At 46.8% G+C, this 18174-nt stretch carries 13 protein-coding genes and 1 pseudogene; 10 read left to right on the top strand and 4 right to left on the bottom strand.

Annotation, left to right across the window (positions count from 1 at the left end):
• The first annotated feature begins 129 nt into the window (after positions 1–129).
• The 5 genes and pseudogenes from QZ331_RS06605 (at position 130) to nagB (ending at position 6012) form a co-directional block, all read left to right on the top strand.
• The gene (locus QZ331_RS06605) at positions 130–1236 is read left to right on the top strand and encodes a pectinesterase family protein (protein WP_294629143.1); all 1107 of its coding nucleotides are present in this window, start codon (positions 130–132) and stop codon (positions 1234–1236) included.
• A 382-nt stretch (positions 1237–1618) separates the two neighbouring features.
• Positions 1619–2536 (top strand): annotated as a pseudogene (locus QZ331_RS06600) (pectinesterase family protein); the annotation flags it as partial.
• Between the two features lie 393 nt (positions 2537–2929).
• Positions 2930–3907: a TIGR01212 family radical SAM protein gene (locus QZ331_RS06595; protein ID WP_294629142.1), complete on the top strand. Its 978-nt coding sequence runs from the start codon at positions 2930–2932 to the stop codon at positions 3905–3907.
• Between the two features lie 44 nt (positions 3908–3951).
• A complete protein-coding gene (locus tag QZ331_RS06590; protein ID WP_294629140.1) occupies positions 3952–5148 on the top strand; it encodes an FprA family A-type flavoprotein in 1197 nt (398 codons plus the stop codon).
• 51 nt (positions 5149–5199) lie between these two features.
• Positions 5200–6012, top strand: a complete 813-nt coding sequence (nagB, locus tag QZ331_RS06585; RefSeq protein ID WP_294629138.1) for a glucosamine-6-phosphate deaminase — start codon at positions 5200–5202, stop codon at positions 6010–6012.
• Positions 6013–6082: 70 nt separating this feature from the next.
• Here nagB and QZ331_RS06580 read toward each other — a convergent pair whose 3' ends face one another.
• The 4 genes from QZ331_RS06580 to QZ331_RS06565 all read right to left on the bottom strand — a co-directional run bounded on the left by QZ331_RS06580 (position 6083) and on the right by QZ331_RS06565 (position 12207).
• Positions 6083–6694: an L-threonylcarbamoyladenylate synthase gene (locus QZ331_RS06580; RefSeq protein ID WP_294629136.1), complete on the bottom strand. Its 612-nt coding sequence runs from the start codon at positions 6692–6694 to the stop codon at positions 6083–6085.
• Between the two features lie 43 nt (positions 6695–6737).
• The gene (locus QZ331_RS06575; protein WP_294629134.1) at positions 6738–9245 is read right to left on the bottom strand and encodes an AsmA-like C-terminal region-containing protein; all 2508 of its coding nucleotides are present in this window, start codon (positions 9243–9245) and stop codon (positions 6738–6740) included.
• Positions 9246–9400: 155 nt separating this feature from the next.
• On the bottom strand, positions 9401–11395 hold the full coding sequence (locus QZ331_RS06570) for an AAA family ATPase (protein WP_294629132.1): 1995 nt from the start codon (positions 11393–11395) through the stop codon (positions 9401–9403).
• A 23-nt stretch (positions 11396–11418) separates the two neighbouring features.
• Positions 11419–12207 (bottom strand): Cof-type HAD-IIB family hydrolase, encoded by a 789-nt coding sequence (locus QZ331_RS06565; protein WP_294629130.1) that lies wholly within the window; start codon positions 12205–12207, stop codon positions 11419–11421.
• A 68-nt stretch (positions 12208–12275) separates the two neighbouring features.
• Here QZ331_RS06565 and QZ331_RS06560 point away from each other — a divergent pair, with 68 nt between their 5' ends.
• The 5 genes from QZ331_RS06560 (at position 12276) to QZ331_RS06540 (ending at position 18169) form a co-directional block, all read left to right on the top strand.
• Entirely contained in the window at positions 12276–13448 is a 1173-nt protein-coding gene (locus QZ331_RS06560; RefSeq protein WP_294629128.1) for a PatB family C-S lyase, read from the top strand.
• A gap of 684 nt (positions 13449–14132) precedes the next feature.
• Positions 14133–14921, top strand: coding sequence for a M60 family peptidase N-terminal accessory domain-containing protein (locus QZ331_RS06555; protein ID WP_294629126.1), 789 nt, complete (start codon positions 14133–14135; stop codon positions 14919–14921).
• A gap of 30 nt (positions 14922–14951) precedes the next feature.
• Positions 14952–15923, top strand: a complete 972-nt coding sequence (locus QZ331_RS06550; RefSeq protein WP_294629124.1) for a sugar-binding domain-containing protein — start codon at positions 14952–14954, stop codon at positions 15921–15923.
• A complete protein-coding gene (locus tag QZ331_RS06545) occupies positions 15850–16944 on the top strand; it encodes a glycoside hydrolase family 2 TIM barrel-domain containing protein (protein WP_294629122.1) in 1095 nt (364 codons plus the stop codon). The genes QZ331_RS06550 and QZ331_RS06545 overlap by 74 nt, the downstream gene beginning before the upstream one ends.
• Positions 16877–18169 carry a glycoside hydrolase N-terminal domain-containing protein gene (locus QZ331_RS06540; protein ID WP_294629120.1) on the top strand — a complete coding sequence of 431 codons (1293 nt, stop codon included), beginning with the start codon at positions 16877–16879 and terminating at the stop codon, positions 18167–18169. The genes QZ331_RS06545 and QZ331_RS06540 overlap by 68 nt, the downstream gene beginning before the upstream one ends.
• The last annotated feature ends 5 nt before the right edge of the window (positions 18170–18174 follow it).

Below are 18174 nucleotides of genomic sequence, written 5' to 3'. Positions count from 1 at the left end.
TTGCTCGTTTCCGTGCACGAAAAACGAAAAGTACACTTACTTGATTAAAAAATCCCACCGCTTTTGGCCGAAAAGCACTACTTTCGTAGCGTAAAACAATCGTATGTTCAATCCTTAAAATAACGCAGCATGAGCCGCCTCCTTTTTTCTAATTTTTTTGTAATATTTCTCTCGGTTGCAATCACTCTTCCGTTTACTCTCCGGGAGCATCTTGCCGTTCGAACGGAGAAACACCAAGAACCGACAACCGACCGATGCTGCCTGTCGCCCGGCGAGAGCGGTGAGGCAGGAAATTATCCCGAATCATTCTTGTCATACGAACGCTTGCAGCCCTCGCAGCAACCCCAACGTAAAGATACGTTGGTAGTGGCCCGCGACGGAACAGGAGATTACCGCAACATTCAGGAAGCACTCGAAGCAGTCCGCGCCTTTATGGACTACACGGTGACCATCTATATCAAAAACGGCACATACAAAGAGAAACTGGTGGTTCCCTCTTGGCTGAAAAACGTGCACTTGGTGGGCGAAAGTGCCGAAAAGACAATCATCACACACGACGACCATGCCAATATCCGTAAAATGGGAACCTTCCGCACCTATACCGTAAAGGTGGAAGGCAGTGACATCACCTTCAAGAACCTGACGGTTGAGAACAATGCGGCTCCTTTGGGGCAGGCAGTGGCGCTTCACACCGAGGGCGACCGTCTGATGTTTGTGAATTGCCGTTTTCTCGGCAATCAGGATACTGTATATACCGGAGCGGAAGGGACCCGCCTGTTATTTACCCACTGCTATATAGAGGGCACTACCGACTTTATTTTCGGACCATCTACGGCACTTTTTGAATATTGCGAACTGCATAGCAAACGCGATTCGTACATCACCGCCTCTTCGACTCCTGCAAACGAAGCGTTCGGTTATGTCTTTAAAAACTGCACGCTGACGGCTGCCCCGGGAGTGAAAAAGGTATATTTGGGTCGCCCGTGGCGTCCTTATGCCGCCACGGTGTTCATTCATTGCCAGTTCGGCAGCCATATCCGTCCCGAAGGATGGCACAACTGGAAGAATCCGGCGAATGAGAAGACAACCCGTTACGCCGAATTCGGAAATACAGGCGCGGGTGCGGATACGTCGGGACGTGTCGCATGGGCAAGACAGCTTACCCCAAAGGAGGCGCTCAGGTACACACCGGAGAATATCTTCAAAGAAAACAGCAATTGGTATCCTTATAAATAGAATCATTAACTCGAAAACAATCAAACGATTATCCCCTATTTTCCCCTACCTGCCCAATGACGGAATTACACCTTAATAATCAGCTTGTTACAGCGCATATATCTCCTGCGTGCAGGACATATATGCGCTGGACATTGGATATATATATGTTGCGTGTAGGACATATATGCGGTGGAAATAGGAGCTATATGCGCTGTAAATCGGTCATATGGAGCGGAAAAACAGGCGGATAATCATAAACAATTATATCGTTGATATGCAACAGATTAAAGAAGATAGAAATACGTTTCTTTTGTTATTGGCAGTCGTCTTTATCCTTTGTTCGGCTTTTCGTGTAGACAAGTCGGATGTGACTCCCGGACAAACCAAACACCGCCCTCACTACGATTATGTCGTAGCCCAAGACGGCAGCGGTGATTTCTCAACCGTGCAGGCAGCCGTAAACGCCGTTCCTGACTTCCGCAAAAATATCCGTACCACGATTCTCGTCCGTAAAGGCACTTACAAGGAAAAGATAATCATTCCCGAAAGCAAAATCAACATCTCCTTGATAGGCGAAGACGGCGCGGTGCTTACTTACGATGATTTCGCCAATAAGAAAAACAGGTTTGGTGAAAACACGGGAACTTCCGGCTCAGCCTCCTGCTACATTTATGCTCCGGACTTTTATGCGGAAAACATCACGTTCGAAAATTCATCCGGTCCCGTAGGACAAGCCGTCGCCTGTTTTGTTTCTGCCGACCGTGCCTTTTTCAAGAACTGTCGCTTCTTGGGTTTTCAGGATACACTTTACACTTACGGCCGGCAAAGCCGCCAATACTACGAAGAGTGCTATATCGAAGGAACCGTCGATTTCATCTTCGGCTGGTCGGCTGCTGTTTTCCACCGTTGCCATATTCACAGCAAGCGCGACGGCTATGTGACGGCTCCTTCTACCGACAAGGGAAAAAAATACGGCTATCTTTTCTACGACTGCAAGTTTACCGCCGAACCGGAAGTCGCAAAAGTATATCTTTCCCGTCCGTGGCGTCCGTATGCACAAGCTGTATTTATCCGTTGCGAACTGGGCAGGCATATTCTTCCCGAAGGATGGGATAACTGGGGCAAAAAAGAGAACGAGAAAACCGTCTTTTATGCTGAATATAAGAGCCGTGGCGAGGGGGCCAATCCAAAAGCACGTGTCGCTTTCTCCCGTCAGTTGAAGAATCTGAAAGGATATGATATAAGAACTGTCCTGACGGGAGATGACGGCTGGAATCCCGTAGAAGATGGAAACAAACTGTTGGACATAAAACGTTGACCGCTTTATTCCGCCCCTGAGAAAAAAAAGAATTTGAAATTAAAACTTGATTCCAGTACTGCGAATCATACCGGAGGCTTTGGCTGTAATAAAAGAAAAATCCTCTTTATAGTCCGATTGGAATATAAAGAGGATAATTTATGACGAGAGTTGCATGGGGTATGGTGAGATGAAATCATTTGGGGAATGAATTGCACAAGACTTTCACAAGTATCCTCCCGTCAATGCCTAAAATCTGAGCAAATCTAATTAAAAATATTTTCTAATTACCATATTTATTAAATTATCTTATGCACTTTATGATTATTTTAATATGTTGAAGATATTTTGTGGCATCTTTTTTTACCTCGTTGATTTTTATTATGTTTGTGGATTCAATAACGAACGAACAGAATGAATATGTCAACTTCTTTTTTATATAATGATTTCGCTACTTTCTTGCGCAAGCATTTTCCTTATAAAGTACAGAAAATCTCCCTGAATGCAGGTTTTACCTGTCCCAACCGCGATGGAACGAAAGGCTGGGGGGGATGCACCTATTGCAACAACCAGACTTTCAATCCGGATTATTGCCGCACAGAGAAATCCATTACCGACCAACTGGAAGAGGGAAAGAACTTTTTTGCCCGTAAATATCCGGATATAAAATATTTGGCTTATTTCCAAGCCTATACCAATACTTATGCAGAATTGGAAGGGTTGAAGCGTAAGTACGAGGAGGCGTTGGAAGTAGATGGAGTGGTAGGCTTAGTGATAGGAACGCGGCCGGATTGTATGCCTGAAGGACTGCTGCGCTATTTGGAAGAGTTGAACAAGCATACTTTTCTGATGGTGGAATACGGAATAGAGAGTACGCGCGACGATATTTTGCAACGCATCAACAGAGGACACACTTATGCGGATACTGTCGAAGCGGTAGAACGGACGGCGGATTGTGGCATCCTGACGGGCGGACATATCATCCTCGGGCTTCCGGGAGAAACGCGCGACACGATGGTGGAGCAGGCGGAATTACTTTCGGAGTTGCCTTTAAGTACACTTAAGATTCATCAGCTACAACTGATTCGCGGCACGCGCATGGCTCACGAATATGCAGAGCACCCGGCCGATTTTCATCTCTTTACGGAAGTTGACGAGTACATTGACCGGGTGATTGACTATATCGAACATCTCCGTCCCGACATTGTGGTGGAACGCTTTGTCTCCCAATCTCCCAAAGATTTATTAATAGCTCCGGATTGGGGACTGAAAAATTATGAATTTGTGGCACGTTTACAAAAAAGAATGAAAGAAAGGAGTGCTTATCAAGGCAAGAAGTATAGGGATTCGGAAAAAAGGATTATTTTTGCAGATGATAAGTTTACTATTTGATGAACATCGGATAGTGAGAGAGATTTCTTAATACAACTTAAAGAATGGAACATAAAACAAGAATTAAAGGAAATGTCCACTATGTAGGAGTGAATGACCGCAACAAGCACAGGTTTGAAGCGATGTGGCCATTGCCTTACGGAGTTTCATATAACTCTTATCTGATTGATGATGAAATGGTGGCGTTGGTGGATACGGTAGATATCTGTTATTTTGAAGTCTACTTGCGCAAGATTAAGCAAGTAATTGGAGAACGTCCCATTAATTATCTGATTATAAATCATATGGAGCCTGACCATTCCGGCTCTATCCGACTGATTAAACAACATTATCCGGACATCGTCATTGTAGGCAATAAACAGACATTCGGCATGATTGAAGGCTTTTACGGTGTCACCGGCGAACAGTATGTGGTGAAGGACGGAGATTTTCTTGCCCTGGGACATCACAAACTGCGTTTCTATATGACTCCGATGGTGCACTGGCCTGAAACGATGATGACATTCGACGAAACGGACGGGATTCTTTTCTCCGGCGACGCATTCGGATGTTTCGGTACGCTCGACGGAGGTTTCTTGGATACCCGCATTAATGTGGATAAGTACTGGGGAGAAATGGTGCGTTACTATTCAAATATCGTCGGCAAGTATGGAAGTCCTGTGCAGAAAGCATTGCAGAAACTCGGCGGACTTCCTGTTTCAGTCATCTGTTCTACGCATGGTCCGGTATGGACGGAGCATATTGCCAAAGTGATAGATGTTTATGACCGTTTGAGCCGTTATGAGGCAGAGGAGGGAGTAGTTATCGCTTATGGAAGTATGTATGGAAACACGGAGCAGATGGCTGAGGCTATCGCTGCGGAACTTTCGGCACAGGGCATCAGGAACATCGTCATGCACAACGTGACGAAGAGCCATCCTTCCTATATCATTGCCGATATCTTCCGTTACAAAGGGCTGATTATCGGTTCGCCCACTTACAGTAACCAGATTTTTCCGGAAGTGGAAGCGTTGCTTTCAAAGATTCTGTTGCGTGAGGTGAAAGGCCGCTATTTGGGATACTTCGGTTCGTTTACATGGGCGGGTGCTGCCGTGAAACGTATGGCGGAGTTTGCGGAAAAGAGCAAGTTAGAGTTGGTAGGTGACCCTGTAGAGATGAAACAGGCAATGAAGGACATCACCTATACTCAATGCGAAAACCTGGCGCGTGCAATGGCAGACCGCTTGAAGAAAGACCGCTAAAACAAGTAAATAAAGATTTTATATATTACTAACCTATAAAACAATCGACTTATGAGATTAATTATTCAACCGGACTATCAGTCCGTATCTCAGTGGGCTGCACATTATGTTGCTGCAAAAATAAAGGCTGCTAATCCGACTCCGGAAAAACCATTTGTATTGGGTTGCCCTACAGGTTCTTCTCCTCTGGCTATGTACAAAGCGTTGATTGACTTAAATAAGAAAGGAATCGTTTCCTTCCAAAATGTAGTGACATTCAACATGGACGAATACGTAGGATTGCCGAAAGAACATCCCGAAAGCTATTATTCTTTTATGTGGAACAACTTCTTCAGCCATATTGACATCAAGCCGGAGAACACAAATATCCTCAACGGCAATGCTCCCGACCTGGATGCAGAATGTGCACGTTATGAAGAAAAGATTAAGTCTTACGGCGGTATTGATTTGTTTATGGGTGGTATCGGTCCCGACGGACATATCGCATTCAACGAACCGGGTTCTTCACTGACTTCACGCACGCGCCAAAAGACATTGACAATGGATACAATCATTGCCAATTCCCGTTTCTTTGACAACGATATCAACAAAGTCCCCAAGACTTCATTGACAGTAGGTGTGGGTACCGTACTTTCTGCCAAAGAAGTAATGATTATTGTAAACGGTCATAACAAGGCACGTGCTTTGTATCACGCAGTGGAAGGTGCTATCACTCAGATGTGGACCATCAGTGCTTTGCAGATGCACGAAAAAGGTATCATTGTTTGTGACGATGCTGCTACTGTAGAACTGAAAGTGGGTACTTACCGCTACTTTAAAGATATCGAATCTGCTCACTTGGAACCGGAATCATTGCTTAAGTAAGCATCGGAAAGAAGTGAAACATGATAAAAAACGGGCTGCAATCCACTATGGACTGCAGCCCGTTTTTTTACTATTCTTTCAGCCATCCTTTCCCTTGACGCACGACCTCCGGTTCGCCTTCCGTACATTTTACGATGGTTGAAGGTTCTATACCTCCGATTCCCCCGTCAATGACCAAGTCTACAATATTGCCGAACTTTTCGTCTATAAGTTCGGGGTCGGTCATGTATTCCAAATCCTCCTGTTCTTCATGCGGCAGTGTGGTCGTCATGATGGGGGCATCGAGCAACCGGGCAATCTCACGGATAATATGGTTGTCTGGCATACGGATACCCACTTCTTTGCGGTTACGGAAAATTTTGGGCAGCCGGTTGGTGCCGTTGAGGATGAAGGTGAATGCTCCCGGAAGGTTGTGCTTCATCAGTTTGAATATACTATTGTCTACTTTGGCATATTCGCTGATGCTGCTCAAGTCATAACAGATGATGGACAGGTTGTTCTTTCGCGGGTCTATCTCTTTGATTCGGCATATCCGTTCTATTGCACGCTCTTTCAGACCGTGGCAACCGATGGCATACATCGTATCGGTGGGGTAGATGATAAGTCCGCCGTCATTCAGGATATCGACTACGCGTTGTAAGTCCTGCGGATTGTTATTTTTGTTATACAGTTTCAGAAGCATAACTTCTTCTCCTTCCTTTTTTGATTCTTTATTTAAGTTTCTTCTAGAGAAAATCCAGTGCCTTTTCAGCGGCTTTTTCCGTAACCTTCTGCTTGATTGAATCTTTGTTGGCAGTAGCGGCAGAATCCAAACCGAGTTTCTGACCGAGTTTGCCGATAGCTTTATCGGCTACGGCTTCCACAGCCTGGTTTGCCATACTTTTGGTGTCGACACTGACTTTGGGAGAAGTGAACGAGCCACCGATTTTCAAGTCGAGAGTCATCAGTTTGGAGATGTTTCCCGCAGATGCAGGCAACTTGATTTTTCCTGCGTAATCAATGGTTTGGTCAAGTCCCGTGCTACCGGAAAGATTCAGGTTGTAGTCTCCCATCTTGATGTCGAAAGGTTTCGTTTCCACCCGTCCGTCCTTGATGGTAAAGTCCAATGTCATATCTTTCACTTTCATATCTTTCAAGCCCGGTTGCTTCACGGCATCGGCGATTTGGTCGATTGCTTTTACTCCGCTCAAACTGAGGTCGCGGGTCGAAAGGCTACCATCACCCTGCATAGTGTTCAATACAGGACTCATGGTAGCATCCAAATCAGTCAATACATGGATGCTTCCTGAGAAGTTGCCTTTCAGGTTTTCAAAGATTGGAGCCATCTTCTGTACCATATCCATCTCCTTGTAAGCCTGTGCAAATCCGATATTCGTCAGGTTGAATCCGGCTTTCAGTTCCGGTTTCTTTACGTTGGCGGTAGAGTAATATCCGTTCATCACCACGTTTCCTCCCATCGTATTCATGGACAAGTTCTTCATATCCACTTTGCCGTCTTTTACAACAAGTTTGCCGTTCATATTGTTGAAAGACATTTTATCGAACAATACTTGTTGCAGATTGGCATCCATTTGGAAGTCGATGTTGCGCGGTACTTCGACAATTCCGGCAGAAGTTGCGACAGAGTCGGTAACTACTGCTGCATCCGGTGTAGCGGTTTCGCCTGCCGAAGCAGTTATGAAATCGTTCAAATTGAAATGACTGGAACGTACATTCAGTGTTCCTTTCAAAGTAGTACCTTTCAGCGCATAACCGATGTAGTTTTCAAACCGGCTGTCGGCAGTGATATCGTTCTTGCCGATGTTGACTGTTGTCTCGCTCAACTGGAGATATTTCGGTGTGAAGGTGAAAAGTGACTTCTTGATTTCTACATCGGGCATATCTTTCATTTTCAGCTTCATATCTGTCAGCCCGATGGTGCCCGAAGCCTGCATACGTTCATACTGCTCCTGCTCAATGTAGGAGAGGCGTCCCGACATCTGCATATCGGCGTCGATTGTGCCGTTCAACTCCATGTCTCCAAGCGGATATACCTGCTTAATCATACCCAAGTTGAGAATACCTTTCGCTTCGGCTTTAAAATCCGGGTCGCTGATTGGAGTCTTTACATGAGCGGTGAGACTGAACGGATTGTTTGCCAGTCGGAAGCTGAACGGATGAATCTCAACGGTAGTCAAGTCAATGCTTCCACCTGGATTCTGAACGTTGGCACTGATATTGATTTGGTCTACCCCCGTCGGTAAATCGGGATAGCGGAACATGGCGTTTTTCACTTGCATAGCCATATTGAATGCAGGAACGGTGTCTCCTTGTAGTACGCCTTTGGCTGTGGCGGTAAGGGTGGCTGTTCCGTCGGTTTTCAGGCTGGAAAACTCGGTTGCATAGATGGCAGGAATCAACGACAGGATTTCCTTGAAACTGATATCATTGGTATTGAGTTTCAAATCCATGTCGATAGCCGGGTCTTTCAAGGCTACCCAACCGTCGATACCAGCTTGGATGGCATTGAGACGAATCGTATTGTCTTTTAATGTATATTTATTGTTAGCAAGGTCGGCGTCTACATCCATCTTTACGGAGATATTGGCATTTACCAGAAAAGGAATCCCGTTCATCTTGTAAGTCAACGATTTGGTTTCCGCTTCTAATTTCAAGGTCGTGCGCTCGCTTCCTAAGTCTCCGGCACAGGCGGCGTTGAAGTCGCGGATATCGGCATACATCTTTCCTTGTCGGTCGTCGTAAAGCAAGTTCATGTTTTTGATGACGAAACGTTGCAGTTTCACTTTAAAAGGAGACGATTCCTCGTCGGCAGGTGTTTCGTCGGTTGCGGTTGTGTCCGGTTTCATAATATCCCAGTTGGCTTGGCCGTCCGGCAATACGATGGCGTGCAGTTTGGTATCTTCGATGAAGATTTTGGAAATGTCGTAGCCGCTGTCTCCGAAAAGTGATAATAGATTGATGGCGGCAGTCACTTCTCCGGCTTGCACGAGCGTATCGTTTGCAAATTCTCCCGTACCTTTCAGCCAGAAATCCTCGAGAGTGACAGAAGCCTGCGGAAAGTTGCGGAACAAACTGATGTTGAGTTTCTTGAAGTCGAACTGCGCATTCAGCATCTTGTTGCCTTCCGTCTTTACAATACCGGCTATCTTGTCCTGGAAGGCGAAGGGGAGAAGTAACATCACTATGAGAATTACTCCTATGGTGATAGCTGTGATTTTCAAACCTTTTTTCATTTGCTTCTATTTTAAGAGTTTGACGAATAATAGCGAGCAAAACTAATAAAACTTTTTGATAAATTGGAGCAGAGAGTTCTTTTTCTTTCGTATCAAGATGAAAGAAAAAGGAACCCCAAAGAAAGAATCAATGCTGCGTTTGCAGAGTGAGGCAACTATTTTTTCTTCCTCAGTTCTTCCGCAATTCTCCATTGCAAGGCTGCTTCTATCTCTTTTCCTGCTTTCAACAGGGCATCGCCGAACAGTTCGTGTGCACTGGGATGTTCCGGTTTGAGACTTGTCGCTTTGTCTAAGTCGGCAATAGCCCCTTCCGTGTTTTCTGTTTTTAGTCGGAGTTTCCCCCGGTTGTAAACAGCCTTGAAGTTTGCCGGATGAAGATTGACAGCCGTATTGAAGCAGTTCTCCGCATCAAAATAAGATTGGTTGTTAAAGAGGGTGATTCCTTTTCGTATCCAAGCCTCTACGTAGTTCGGGTCGAGGCTGAGTGCTTTGTCATAATTGGCAAGGGCAGCACGTGCGTCGTGTGCTTGAGTGATACATTCGTTTCCCATCAACAGATACTCATGCGCGTATTGGCGCAACCGTTCCTGCTGTTCTTGCATCAGTTTCTTGAGTTGCCTGTTCTGTTCTCTCAAGGTGTTGATAACACCAAGTTTGCGGCGGAGCAGGCGACGGGGGACAGGCTTTTCGATGTCGTAGCGGGAATGGATGGCACGGAAAAACTGTTCCAGACACTCTTCCATGTCTCCTTTGTCGAAAGCACGTGCGGCGGCTGCATATTGCACATCAGCCTGTGCCTGTTTCAAAGCCTTGTCGATGGCTTGCCGGTTATTGAAACGTCCTGCAAAGTTCACAATTTCGGGACGGACGAAAACATCAGCCCTGTTAATCGGTTTCTTGAGCTGGATACCATTGAGCGAAGTGCATCGGCTGAGTGCTACATACGCTTGTCCGCCGGCAAATACTCCGCCCGTGAAGTCGATGACCACCCGATTGAAGGTCAGTCCCTGGCTTTTGTGAACAGTAATTGCCCACGCCAGGCGAATGGGATATTGCGTGAAACTGCCCAATACCTCCTCCTCAATTTCCTTCGTCTTTTCGTTGTAACGATAACGGATGTTGCGCCATGAATCCCGTTTTACGTCGCACTCTTTTCCGTCGTCGGTGACGACGTATATTGTTTCCTCTTCCTCGTCAATACCGGCAATGACGCCAATCGTGCCATTCACCCAGCGACGGTCGAAATCGTTCTTGATAAAGATAATCTGTGCGCCGGGTTTTAGCACCAGTTCTTGTGAGGTAGGCAGGCTGCTTTCGGGGAAGTCTCCTTCGATGACTCCCTCAAAAGTCACCGGTTCTCCCGGAAGCTCTGCCAGTTTCTTTTCGTTGATAGCGTCTACCGTATCTCTGCGGGTAGCGAGCGTGATGTACATATCCGCTTCCGATGCTTCAATCTGCGTTCCGTATCGGGTGTTCAGCAGTTGCAAATCCGCAGCTCCGGCAGTATTGGTACGGATATGGTCGAGTACACCGACAAAGACAGGGTCGGTCTGTCGGTAAACCTTTTGCAGTTCGATAGACACCAAATCGATTTGGCTGAATACACGTGCGGAGAAAAAGTAGGAAGTGGGATAGAAGCGGTTCAATATATCACGTTCATCATTCTTTACGACAGGTTCCAACTGGAATACATCGCCTACCAGCAACAACTGCTTCCCGCCGAACGGTTCGCGCAAGTTGTGTGAATATACACGCAAGATGCGGTCGATGGCATCAATGATATCCGCCCGCACCATTGAAATCTCGTCAATAATCACCAGTTCTATCTGTTCCAACAGCTTCCGGTGGGGCTTGGTGTATTTAAAAAACTCATGGATGCGCCCCCGTTGCAGACTGAGGTTCGGGTCGTCGGGCAACAACGGGTAGAAAGGGAGTTTGAAGAAACTGTGCATCGTACTTCCTCCGGCATTGATTGCGGCAATCCCCGTCGGAGCGAGTACGACGTGTTTCTTTTTAGTATGTTCGCAGACGTAGCGCAGGAATGTCGATTTCCCCGTACCCGCCTTGCCGGTGAGAAAGACGGATTGGCGTGTGTATTGAATCAGGTTCAGGGCATCCTGAAACTCAGCGTTGTTGGTGTCTACGTTCATGCGCGTAAATGCGGTGGTTTCTTTTATTCAATGATTCCGAAATGCTTCATCGCTTTGCTGATACCGTCTTCATCGACCGAAGCCGTTACGTAGTCGGCGGCAGCTTTCACGTCATCTTTTGCCTGTCCCATCGCTACTCCGATAGCGGCATGGCGCAGCATACTGATGTCATTTCCTCCATCTCCGAATGACATCGTATCTTCCAGGCTGATGTTAAAGTGGCGGATGATTTCGTCAATTCCTTTTTGCTTTGTATCCCCTTTGGCGGTTACGTCTGCAAAAGACGGATACCACCGGCCTATCTCGCAAGTGGGGATGGAGGGGCAGATTTCCTTTTCTTCTTCCTCCGTGATGAAAGGTGTCATTTGTAGAATCTCCCTGCCGGTGGCTTCTTCAAAGGAGACAGTGGGGATTTCGTCTACGTGGAGGAAATCATAGAATATCTTCTTTACCATCTCGTCCGGCTGGCAGACCGATATGTGATGTTCTTCCACAAAGATGCAAGGCACTCCCTTCTTTTCGCAAAAAGCCGCCATTGCTTTTACTTCCTTCTGGGGGATGGCACTTTTGTAAATCACCTGTTCGCCGACAAAACAGTAAGCCCCGTTCATGGTGATATAGCCATCTATAAGATTCCGGTCTTGCAGTTCGGAAAGGTTGTTGATGATGGCTTTCGGGCGTCCGGTAGCGATGAATATTCTGTGCCCTTTCGCATGAGCGGCTTCCAGTGCTTCGATGGTGGAAGCCGGAATGTGGTGAGTTTCAAAACTGACCAGCGTTCCGTCTATATCAAAAAATAAAGCTTTCGTCATAAATTCCTTGTTGAATTGAATACAAAAGTACTACTTTTGTCTCACATAACATAACAACATCGTACAGTATGAACTATAATTTTGATGAAATAATAGACCGTAACGGTACCGACTCCGTCAAGTGGGACGGCGTGGAAGGTCGTTGGGGACGCAAGGACTTGATTCCGATGTGGGTAGCCGATATGGATTTCCGCACAGCCCCCTTTGTAATAGCCGCCTTGAAGAAACGGTTGGAACATGAAGTGCTCGGATATACTTTTGCCTGCAAGAAATGGGCGGAATCCATTGTCGGCTGGTTACGGACGCGCCACGGATGGACGGTACGTCCGGAAATGTTGACATTTACTCCCGGTATTGTCCGCGGATTGGCTTTTGCCATTCACTGTTTTACGCAGAAAGGAGACAAGGCCATGGTGATGCCGCCTGTCTATCATCCCTTCTTCCTGGTGACTCAAAAGAATGAGCGCGAAGCCGTATTCAGTCCGTTGGTGCTGAAAGACGGGCAATATCAGATTGATTTCGCCCGTTTCCGCCAAGATGTTCAAGGTTGCAAACTGCTCGTCTTAAGCAATCCCCACAATCCGGGCGGACGTGTATGGACCAAAGAGGAGCTGACTCAAATAGCCGATATCTGCCATGAAAGCGGTACATTAGTCATTTCCGACGAGATTCATGCCGACTTGACCTTGCCGCCATACAAGCATTCTACGTTTGCTCTTATTTCGGAAAAGGCACGCATGAACTCGCTTGTCTTTATGTCTCCGAGCAAGGCGTTCAATATGCCGGGGTTGGCCAGTTCTTATGTAATCATCGAAAACGAGGAACTTCGTCACCGCTTTCATACATATATGGAAGCAAGCGAGTTCAATGAAGGACATCTGTTTGCGTACCTGAGTGTAGCGGCTGCTTACAGTCACGGTACGGAATGGCTCGACCAGGTGCTTGCCTATATCAAAGAAAATGTGGACTTCACCGAAAGCTATCTGAAAGAGCATATCCCTGCCATCAGGATGATTCGTCCGCAGGCTTCGTATCTCATCTTTTTGGACTGCCGCGAATTGGGGTTGAATCAGGAGGAGTTGAATCGTCTTTTTGTAGAAGAGGCTCATTTGGCGTTGAACGATGGAGCTACGTTCGGCAAAGAGGGCGAAGGCTTCATGCGTTTGAATATTGCTTGTCCGCGTGCTATATTGGAGCGGGCGTTGAAGCAGTTGGAGCAGGCGGTGAATAGGAACGTATAACGTGATGTACTCAGATATATTAACGTCAGTTCGATTTAGAGCCTGTTTACAAATGGTTGAAATAAAATTTTAAGAAGGTTTCCATACCTGCCCAATAATATCTTTATTTAAAGTGACCAAACTTTAAAAAAGATGTATCAGACAGATTTACCGGAAACCGAGTGGCAATATGTAACAAAAGTGCTGAATCAGCAAGAAAGAAAGCGGAAATAAAATTATTATTGAAGAAAATTTAAACAGGCTCTTAAGAATTAAATTTATCCTTTAGAATATTAGGAGTATAGCGGTAATCGCTTAAATGTTATAATGTCCAATTATGACATTTAAGCGATTACCGCTATATTCTCATATATTGAACTGACATTAAAATAAAGGAGATACAGCCATTTTTTATAGTGTACCTCATCGGATGCATACGTTCAGCCTATCGGTTAGCGGAGAATTGCCTACGATTTAATTTTCCGTTGCCTACAGACTAACGGTCGGGATGCATACATTTATTCGTCTGACTATAGTTGAACTTGCGTCTGACTGTAGTGTTTCTTTCGTCTGACTATAGTCAGACGAAACGGTCACTATAGTCAGACGAATAAATTTCAGAAAGAAAACCGACAGACATTCGTATTGCAACTGACAGACCATCGTAGGAAAAAGATTAGTTTTATATAAGGTTCATGCGTGTGTATGCAACGTTTTCGAGCGGGCAATGCCTCTGTAACTTTCAGAAGCATAGCGCAAAGCCTGTACGACAAGATGTACGACCTGACATATCGCGTGCAGGCGTATCAGCCTTACCGCGAACTCAATGATTTGGCGGCGGAAATGAAGACAGGCAGATATAATCCGTTTGAAAACCCTACCGGCATTTATTTTAAAGACGGAGAGGAGGCTATTGTGATAGTGGGCAATACGCACGGTGAACGTGTGGCGCTGAAAGTGTACGATTTCGACGCCGTCAATTATGGAAAGCGTACACCCGACCCTACTTCCTATCCTTTGAGGGAGGGCATCAACAAATTGAGGATTGCGCAGAGAGGATTGAGTTATGTAGAGTATTATACCCCGAACTGGAAAACAGCGCTGGAACTGAAATTGCACATTGCCTCGGGCACCGTGAACGGATACTACGACAAGCACTGGGATGCATCGGCCGACTGGCGCGGGCTGTTGGACAAAGCCACGTATGGTTGCATAGACATCAAAGGCGACTGGGTGAATCTAGTGTTTGGAGTGAACAGCGTAAAGACTCACTGCGACAATTTAGGAAAACTGATACAGAACTATGACGATATCGTGGGGTTGGAGCATGAACTCATGGGATTGGACAAGTACAATCGCCGCCCCAAAAAACATATGTTTGCCCGTGTCACCAAAGACGGACTGTTTGCCGACGGCTGGGGAGCCGGATGGTATGAAGGCTGCATGAGCGAATTGGCAAACACCACCAAAACATTGGTCTATGGAAGAAGATAATATCGAATTCAATAACCTATCGAAGACAGAATGATGAATTGTAACGGATTTTATTTTTTACTGCTGCTGTTTGCGCTTGGCTTCGTAACTCCGGGGCTTGCGCAAAAGTGCTGTATCAACCGCGACTGGCAGTTTTGCCGCATCTCGGACGAAACGTCGAAGGCGGAAATAAGGAATCAGGGAATCGGTTGGAGTTCGCAATACAATGTGCAGCATATGGATGCGGATAGCGAACTGGCTGTTCCGCAACAGACGTTGAACGCGGAGCTGCAACAGTTGGAGCACAAGCAATGGGAGCGAGTCGCCCTTCCGCATACGCCGTTTGTGGAACCGTTGACCGTGCTGCACCAATGGCAAGGCGTCTGCTATTACAAGAAAATGATAACAATTGCGCCGGAAGAGGAGAGGAAGCACCTTTGGATAGAGTTTGAAGGAGCCATGCACCTGGCGGATGTATGGATAAACGGCAAGCACGTCATGCAGCACGCCGGAGGGTACACCCCGTTTGTTGCGGACGCTACCGGATTGCTGAAAGCCGGAGAGGAGAATGAACTGTTGGTCAGGCTGGACAACCGCAACAATCCGTTGATTCCTCCCGGAAAACCGTTGGAGGCTTTGGACTTTTGCTATTATGGGGGAATTTATCGGAATGTACATTTGATAACCAAAGCCGATGTGCATATTACCCATCCCATCTTTGACGGGCGTCCGGCGGGAGGCGGTGTTTTCATCACTTATCCGAAGGTGTCGCAGAAGGTATCGGAAGTGGAGGTGAAGACAGCGATTGCCAATACTTCCGGTAAAGACAAAACGGTGGAACTCAGACACACGCTTTATACGTGGAAGAAACGGAAAGGACAAAAGGATACAAACCATTTCGGAAACGCTCACTGTGAATCGCGGTGCTTCGGTAGAAAGCAGACAGAGTATGGAGGTGAAAAACCCCGCTTTGTGGAGTCCCGATGCCCCGAATCTGTATGTGCTCTCGACGGAAGTGATTGAAAACGGGAAAGTGGTGGACAAGGAGGAAAAACGGATTGGTATACGCCGCATGGAGATGAGCATTGAGAAAGGATTTGTCCTCAACGGCAAACCGTTGAGACTGGTGGGCAGCAATCGGCACATGGAATATCCGCATGTAGGTAATGCCATTTCCGACCGGGCACAATACCGCGATATGTATCAGATTCGTTGCAACGTGTTCAACATTGTCCGTTTAGGACATTATCCGCAGACTGTCGCCGCATTGGATGCTTGCGATGAATTGGGGCTTCTTGCCATAGAACCGATACCCGGGTGGCAGTTTTTCAATAAGACCCCGTTGTTCATATCGCTCACGCACCGGGATGTACGCGACATGATTCGGCGCGACCGCAATCATCCGTCTGTTGTGATATGGGAAACAACCCTTAACGAATCGTGGCCTCCGGCAGAATGGAAAGACGGAGTGGTGCGGATAGCCCACGAAGAATTGCCGGGCGACCAATGTTTCACGTCGGGCGATTCGTATGGTTACAACGGGTTCGATGTATGCTACAATGATTGGGCGGAAGGGTTCAATCGTTCCAATAACAGTGGCAAGCCGGGATTCATACGTGAGTATTACGATTATGAATTTGGCGGACATTACAGCACAACGCGTATCAGAAGGGGAGACGGAGAAAAGGCCCAGCTACAGAACGCATGGAATGCGCAGTGGTCGCACAACCGTTACCGGGCGTATTATCCGAAGACGATGGGCGATGCGGTGTGGAGTATGTATGACTACAACCAGGGATGTTGCGACAATATCTGTTATAGCGGTGTGGCAGATATCTTCAGGCTGCCTAAGTTCAGTCTCTCTTTCTTCCGTACACAAATGGAGGAAGGTACGCCGCTCCCTTCGGGAAAGATGTCTTATGAACTTTTTATTCCGGCCTATAGAGACGAAGTGTTGTCCGATACGGTTATGGTGTATGGCAATGTGGACGAGGTGGTCGAAGAGTCCGGCACAGCAATGGGAGGATGCCTTTGTGACCGGTAATGGAAAGACCGGCAGTCTAATCGTGGGGCGTTCGCAGGAAGAACGAATCACTTGTGTGCACGAAGAACTGTTTATCCGTGGATGGGACAGACATAAAGTGACTGTTCCGTATACAGCTCCGTTGATGCCATATGTCCGTCAACTGATGGCAGAAGGCAAATCGGATGAAGCGGCTCGTATGCTGACAGATGAGGCGGACAGGCAATTGCGTGCGATGGGCGCCAATCAAAGATGGCCGTTAATCCCGCATCCGGCTTTCGTTCTTTGCATCCGTCCGTTGGAAAAATCGTCATTGCCGGTGACAGATTACCGACGGAATTTGAACTTGGAGACCGGAGAAGCTACAGTTGCTTGGAAACAGGAAGCAGGGAGTTTTACAGAGTCGGTGTTTTCGTCGAGGAAAGACAATGTGAATGTCATTCGTCTGAAAGCAACCAAGAGCGCGAAAATAAATGTGGAACTTAGCCTGGAGGAAACTCCTGGGCGGAAAGGAGAACATTTTGAATACGATTTGGAGCACGCTTTCTCTGAGGTGAATCGGGAAGCCTTCGGACATTGGCTCACTTATCATGCCGCATATGATAAAGATTTCGGCGGATATGACGGGGTGGCGAAGGTTACTTTGAAAGGAGGAAGCATACAGGCGAAAGGTAAATCGTTGGTGGTCAGAAATGCGGAAGAAGTATTAATTGTTGTGAGTATTGTCTCGCAGGAAGATGTGCGAAATGCTTCATTGGATGCAATCAAGGCCGGACTGGATAAATTGGCTGTAAACTATGACAAATTGTTGCGGCCTCATGCGCAAAAGCACGGCGAGCTGTTCCGCTGTATGCAGTTGGACTTAGGATGTGGCGAACAATGGGCAGTGACACCTACCGAACAACTGTTGACACAAATCAAAAAGACGGGAATAACTCCCTTGTTTCTTGAACAGCTTCATGCCGTGGGGCGTTATCTGCTGATTTCTTCGTGTGGAAAATTTCCTCCTCCTTTGCAGGGAATATGGAGTGGCGGATGGAATCCGGCGTGGATTGGAGGATTTGTCTGGGATTCCAACCTTAATCTTGCTATATCTGCTACGACGATGAGCAATCTGCCCGAATGTACTGAGAGCTACAACCGGCACATAGAAACCCTCTTGCCGGGATGGCGGCTGAACGACCGCAATTATTTGGGATGCCGCGGATTTATCGTGGCTCATTACAACGACCCGCGCCATCTTTAATCTCG

Source organism: uncultured Bacteroides sp. (genome assembly GCF_910586915.1).
Lineage (GTDB): Bacteria > Bacteroidota > Bacteroidia > Bacteroidales > Bacteroidaceae > Bacteroides.
This window is presented reverse-complemented; position numbering and strand designations above follow the sequence as displayed.

What these genes read in the sequence shown, in the direction of transcription:
- QZ331_RS06565 (WP_294629130.1), bottom strand. Translation starts at nt 12,207, where the DNA reads ATGACGAAAGCTTTATTTTTTGATATAGACGGAACGCTGGTCAGTTTT.
- nagB (WP_294629138.1), top strand. Translation starts at nt 5,200, where the DNA reads ATGAGATTAATTATTCAACCGGACTATCAGTCCGTATCTCAGTGGGCT.
- QZ331_RS06595 (WP_294629142.1), top strand. Translation starts at nt 2,930, where the DNA reads ATGAATATGTCAACTTCTTTTTTATATAATGATTTCGCTACTTTCTTG.
- QZ331_RS06540 (WP_294629120.1), top strand. Translation starts at nt 16,877, where the DNA reads ATGGCAATGTGGACGAGGTGGTCGAAGAGTCCGGCACAGCAATGGGAG.
- QZ331_RS06560 (WP_294629128.1), top strand. Translation starts at nt 12,276, where the DNA reads ATGAACTATAATTTTGATGAAATAATAGACCGTAACGGTACCGACTCC.
- QZ331_RS06575 (WP_294629134.1), bottom strand. Translation starts at nt 9,245, where the DNA reads ATGAAAAAAGGTTTGAAAATCACAGCTATCACCATAGGAGTAATTCTC.
- QZ331_RS06555 (WP_294629126.1), top strand. Translation starts at nt 14,133, where the DNA reads ATGCAACGTTTTCGAGCGGGCAATGCCTCTGTAACTTTCAGAAGCATA.
- QZ331_RS06570 (WP_294629132.1), bottom strand. Translation starts at nt 11,395, where the DNA reads ATGAACGTAGACACCAACAACGCTGAGTTTCAGGATGCCCTGAACCTG.
- QZ331_RS06545 (WP_294629122.1), top strand. Translation starts at nt 15,850, where the DNA reads ATGGAGGTGAAAAACCCCGCTTTGTGGAGTCCCGATGCCCCGAATCTG.
- QZ331_RS06605 (WP_294629143.1), top strand. Translation starts at nt 130, where the DNA reads ATGAGCCGCCTCCTTTTTTCTAATTTTTTTGTAATATTTCTCTCGGTT.
- QZ331_RS06580 (WP_294629136.1), bottom strand. Translation starts at nt 6,694, where the DNA reads ATGCTTCTGAAACTGTATAACAAAAATAACAATCCGCAGGACTTACAA.
- QZ331_RS06590 (WP_294629140.1), top strand. Translation starts at nt 3,952, where the DNA reads ATGGAACATAAAACAAGAATTAAAGGAAATGTCCACTATGTAGGAGTG.
- QZ331_RS06550 (WP_294629124.1), top strand. Translation starts at nt 14,952, where the DNA reads ATGATGAATTGTAACGGATTTTATTTTTTACTGCTGCTGTTTGCGCTT.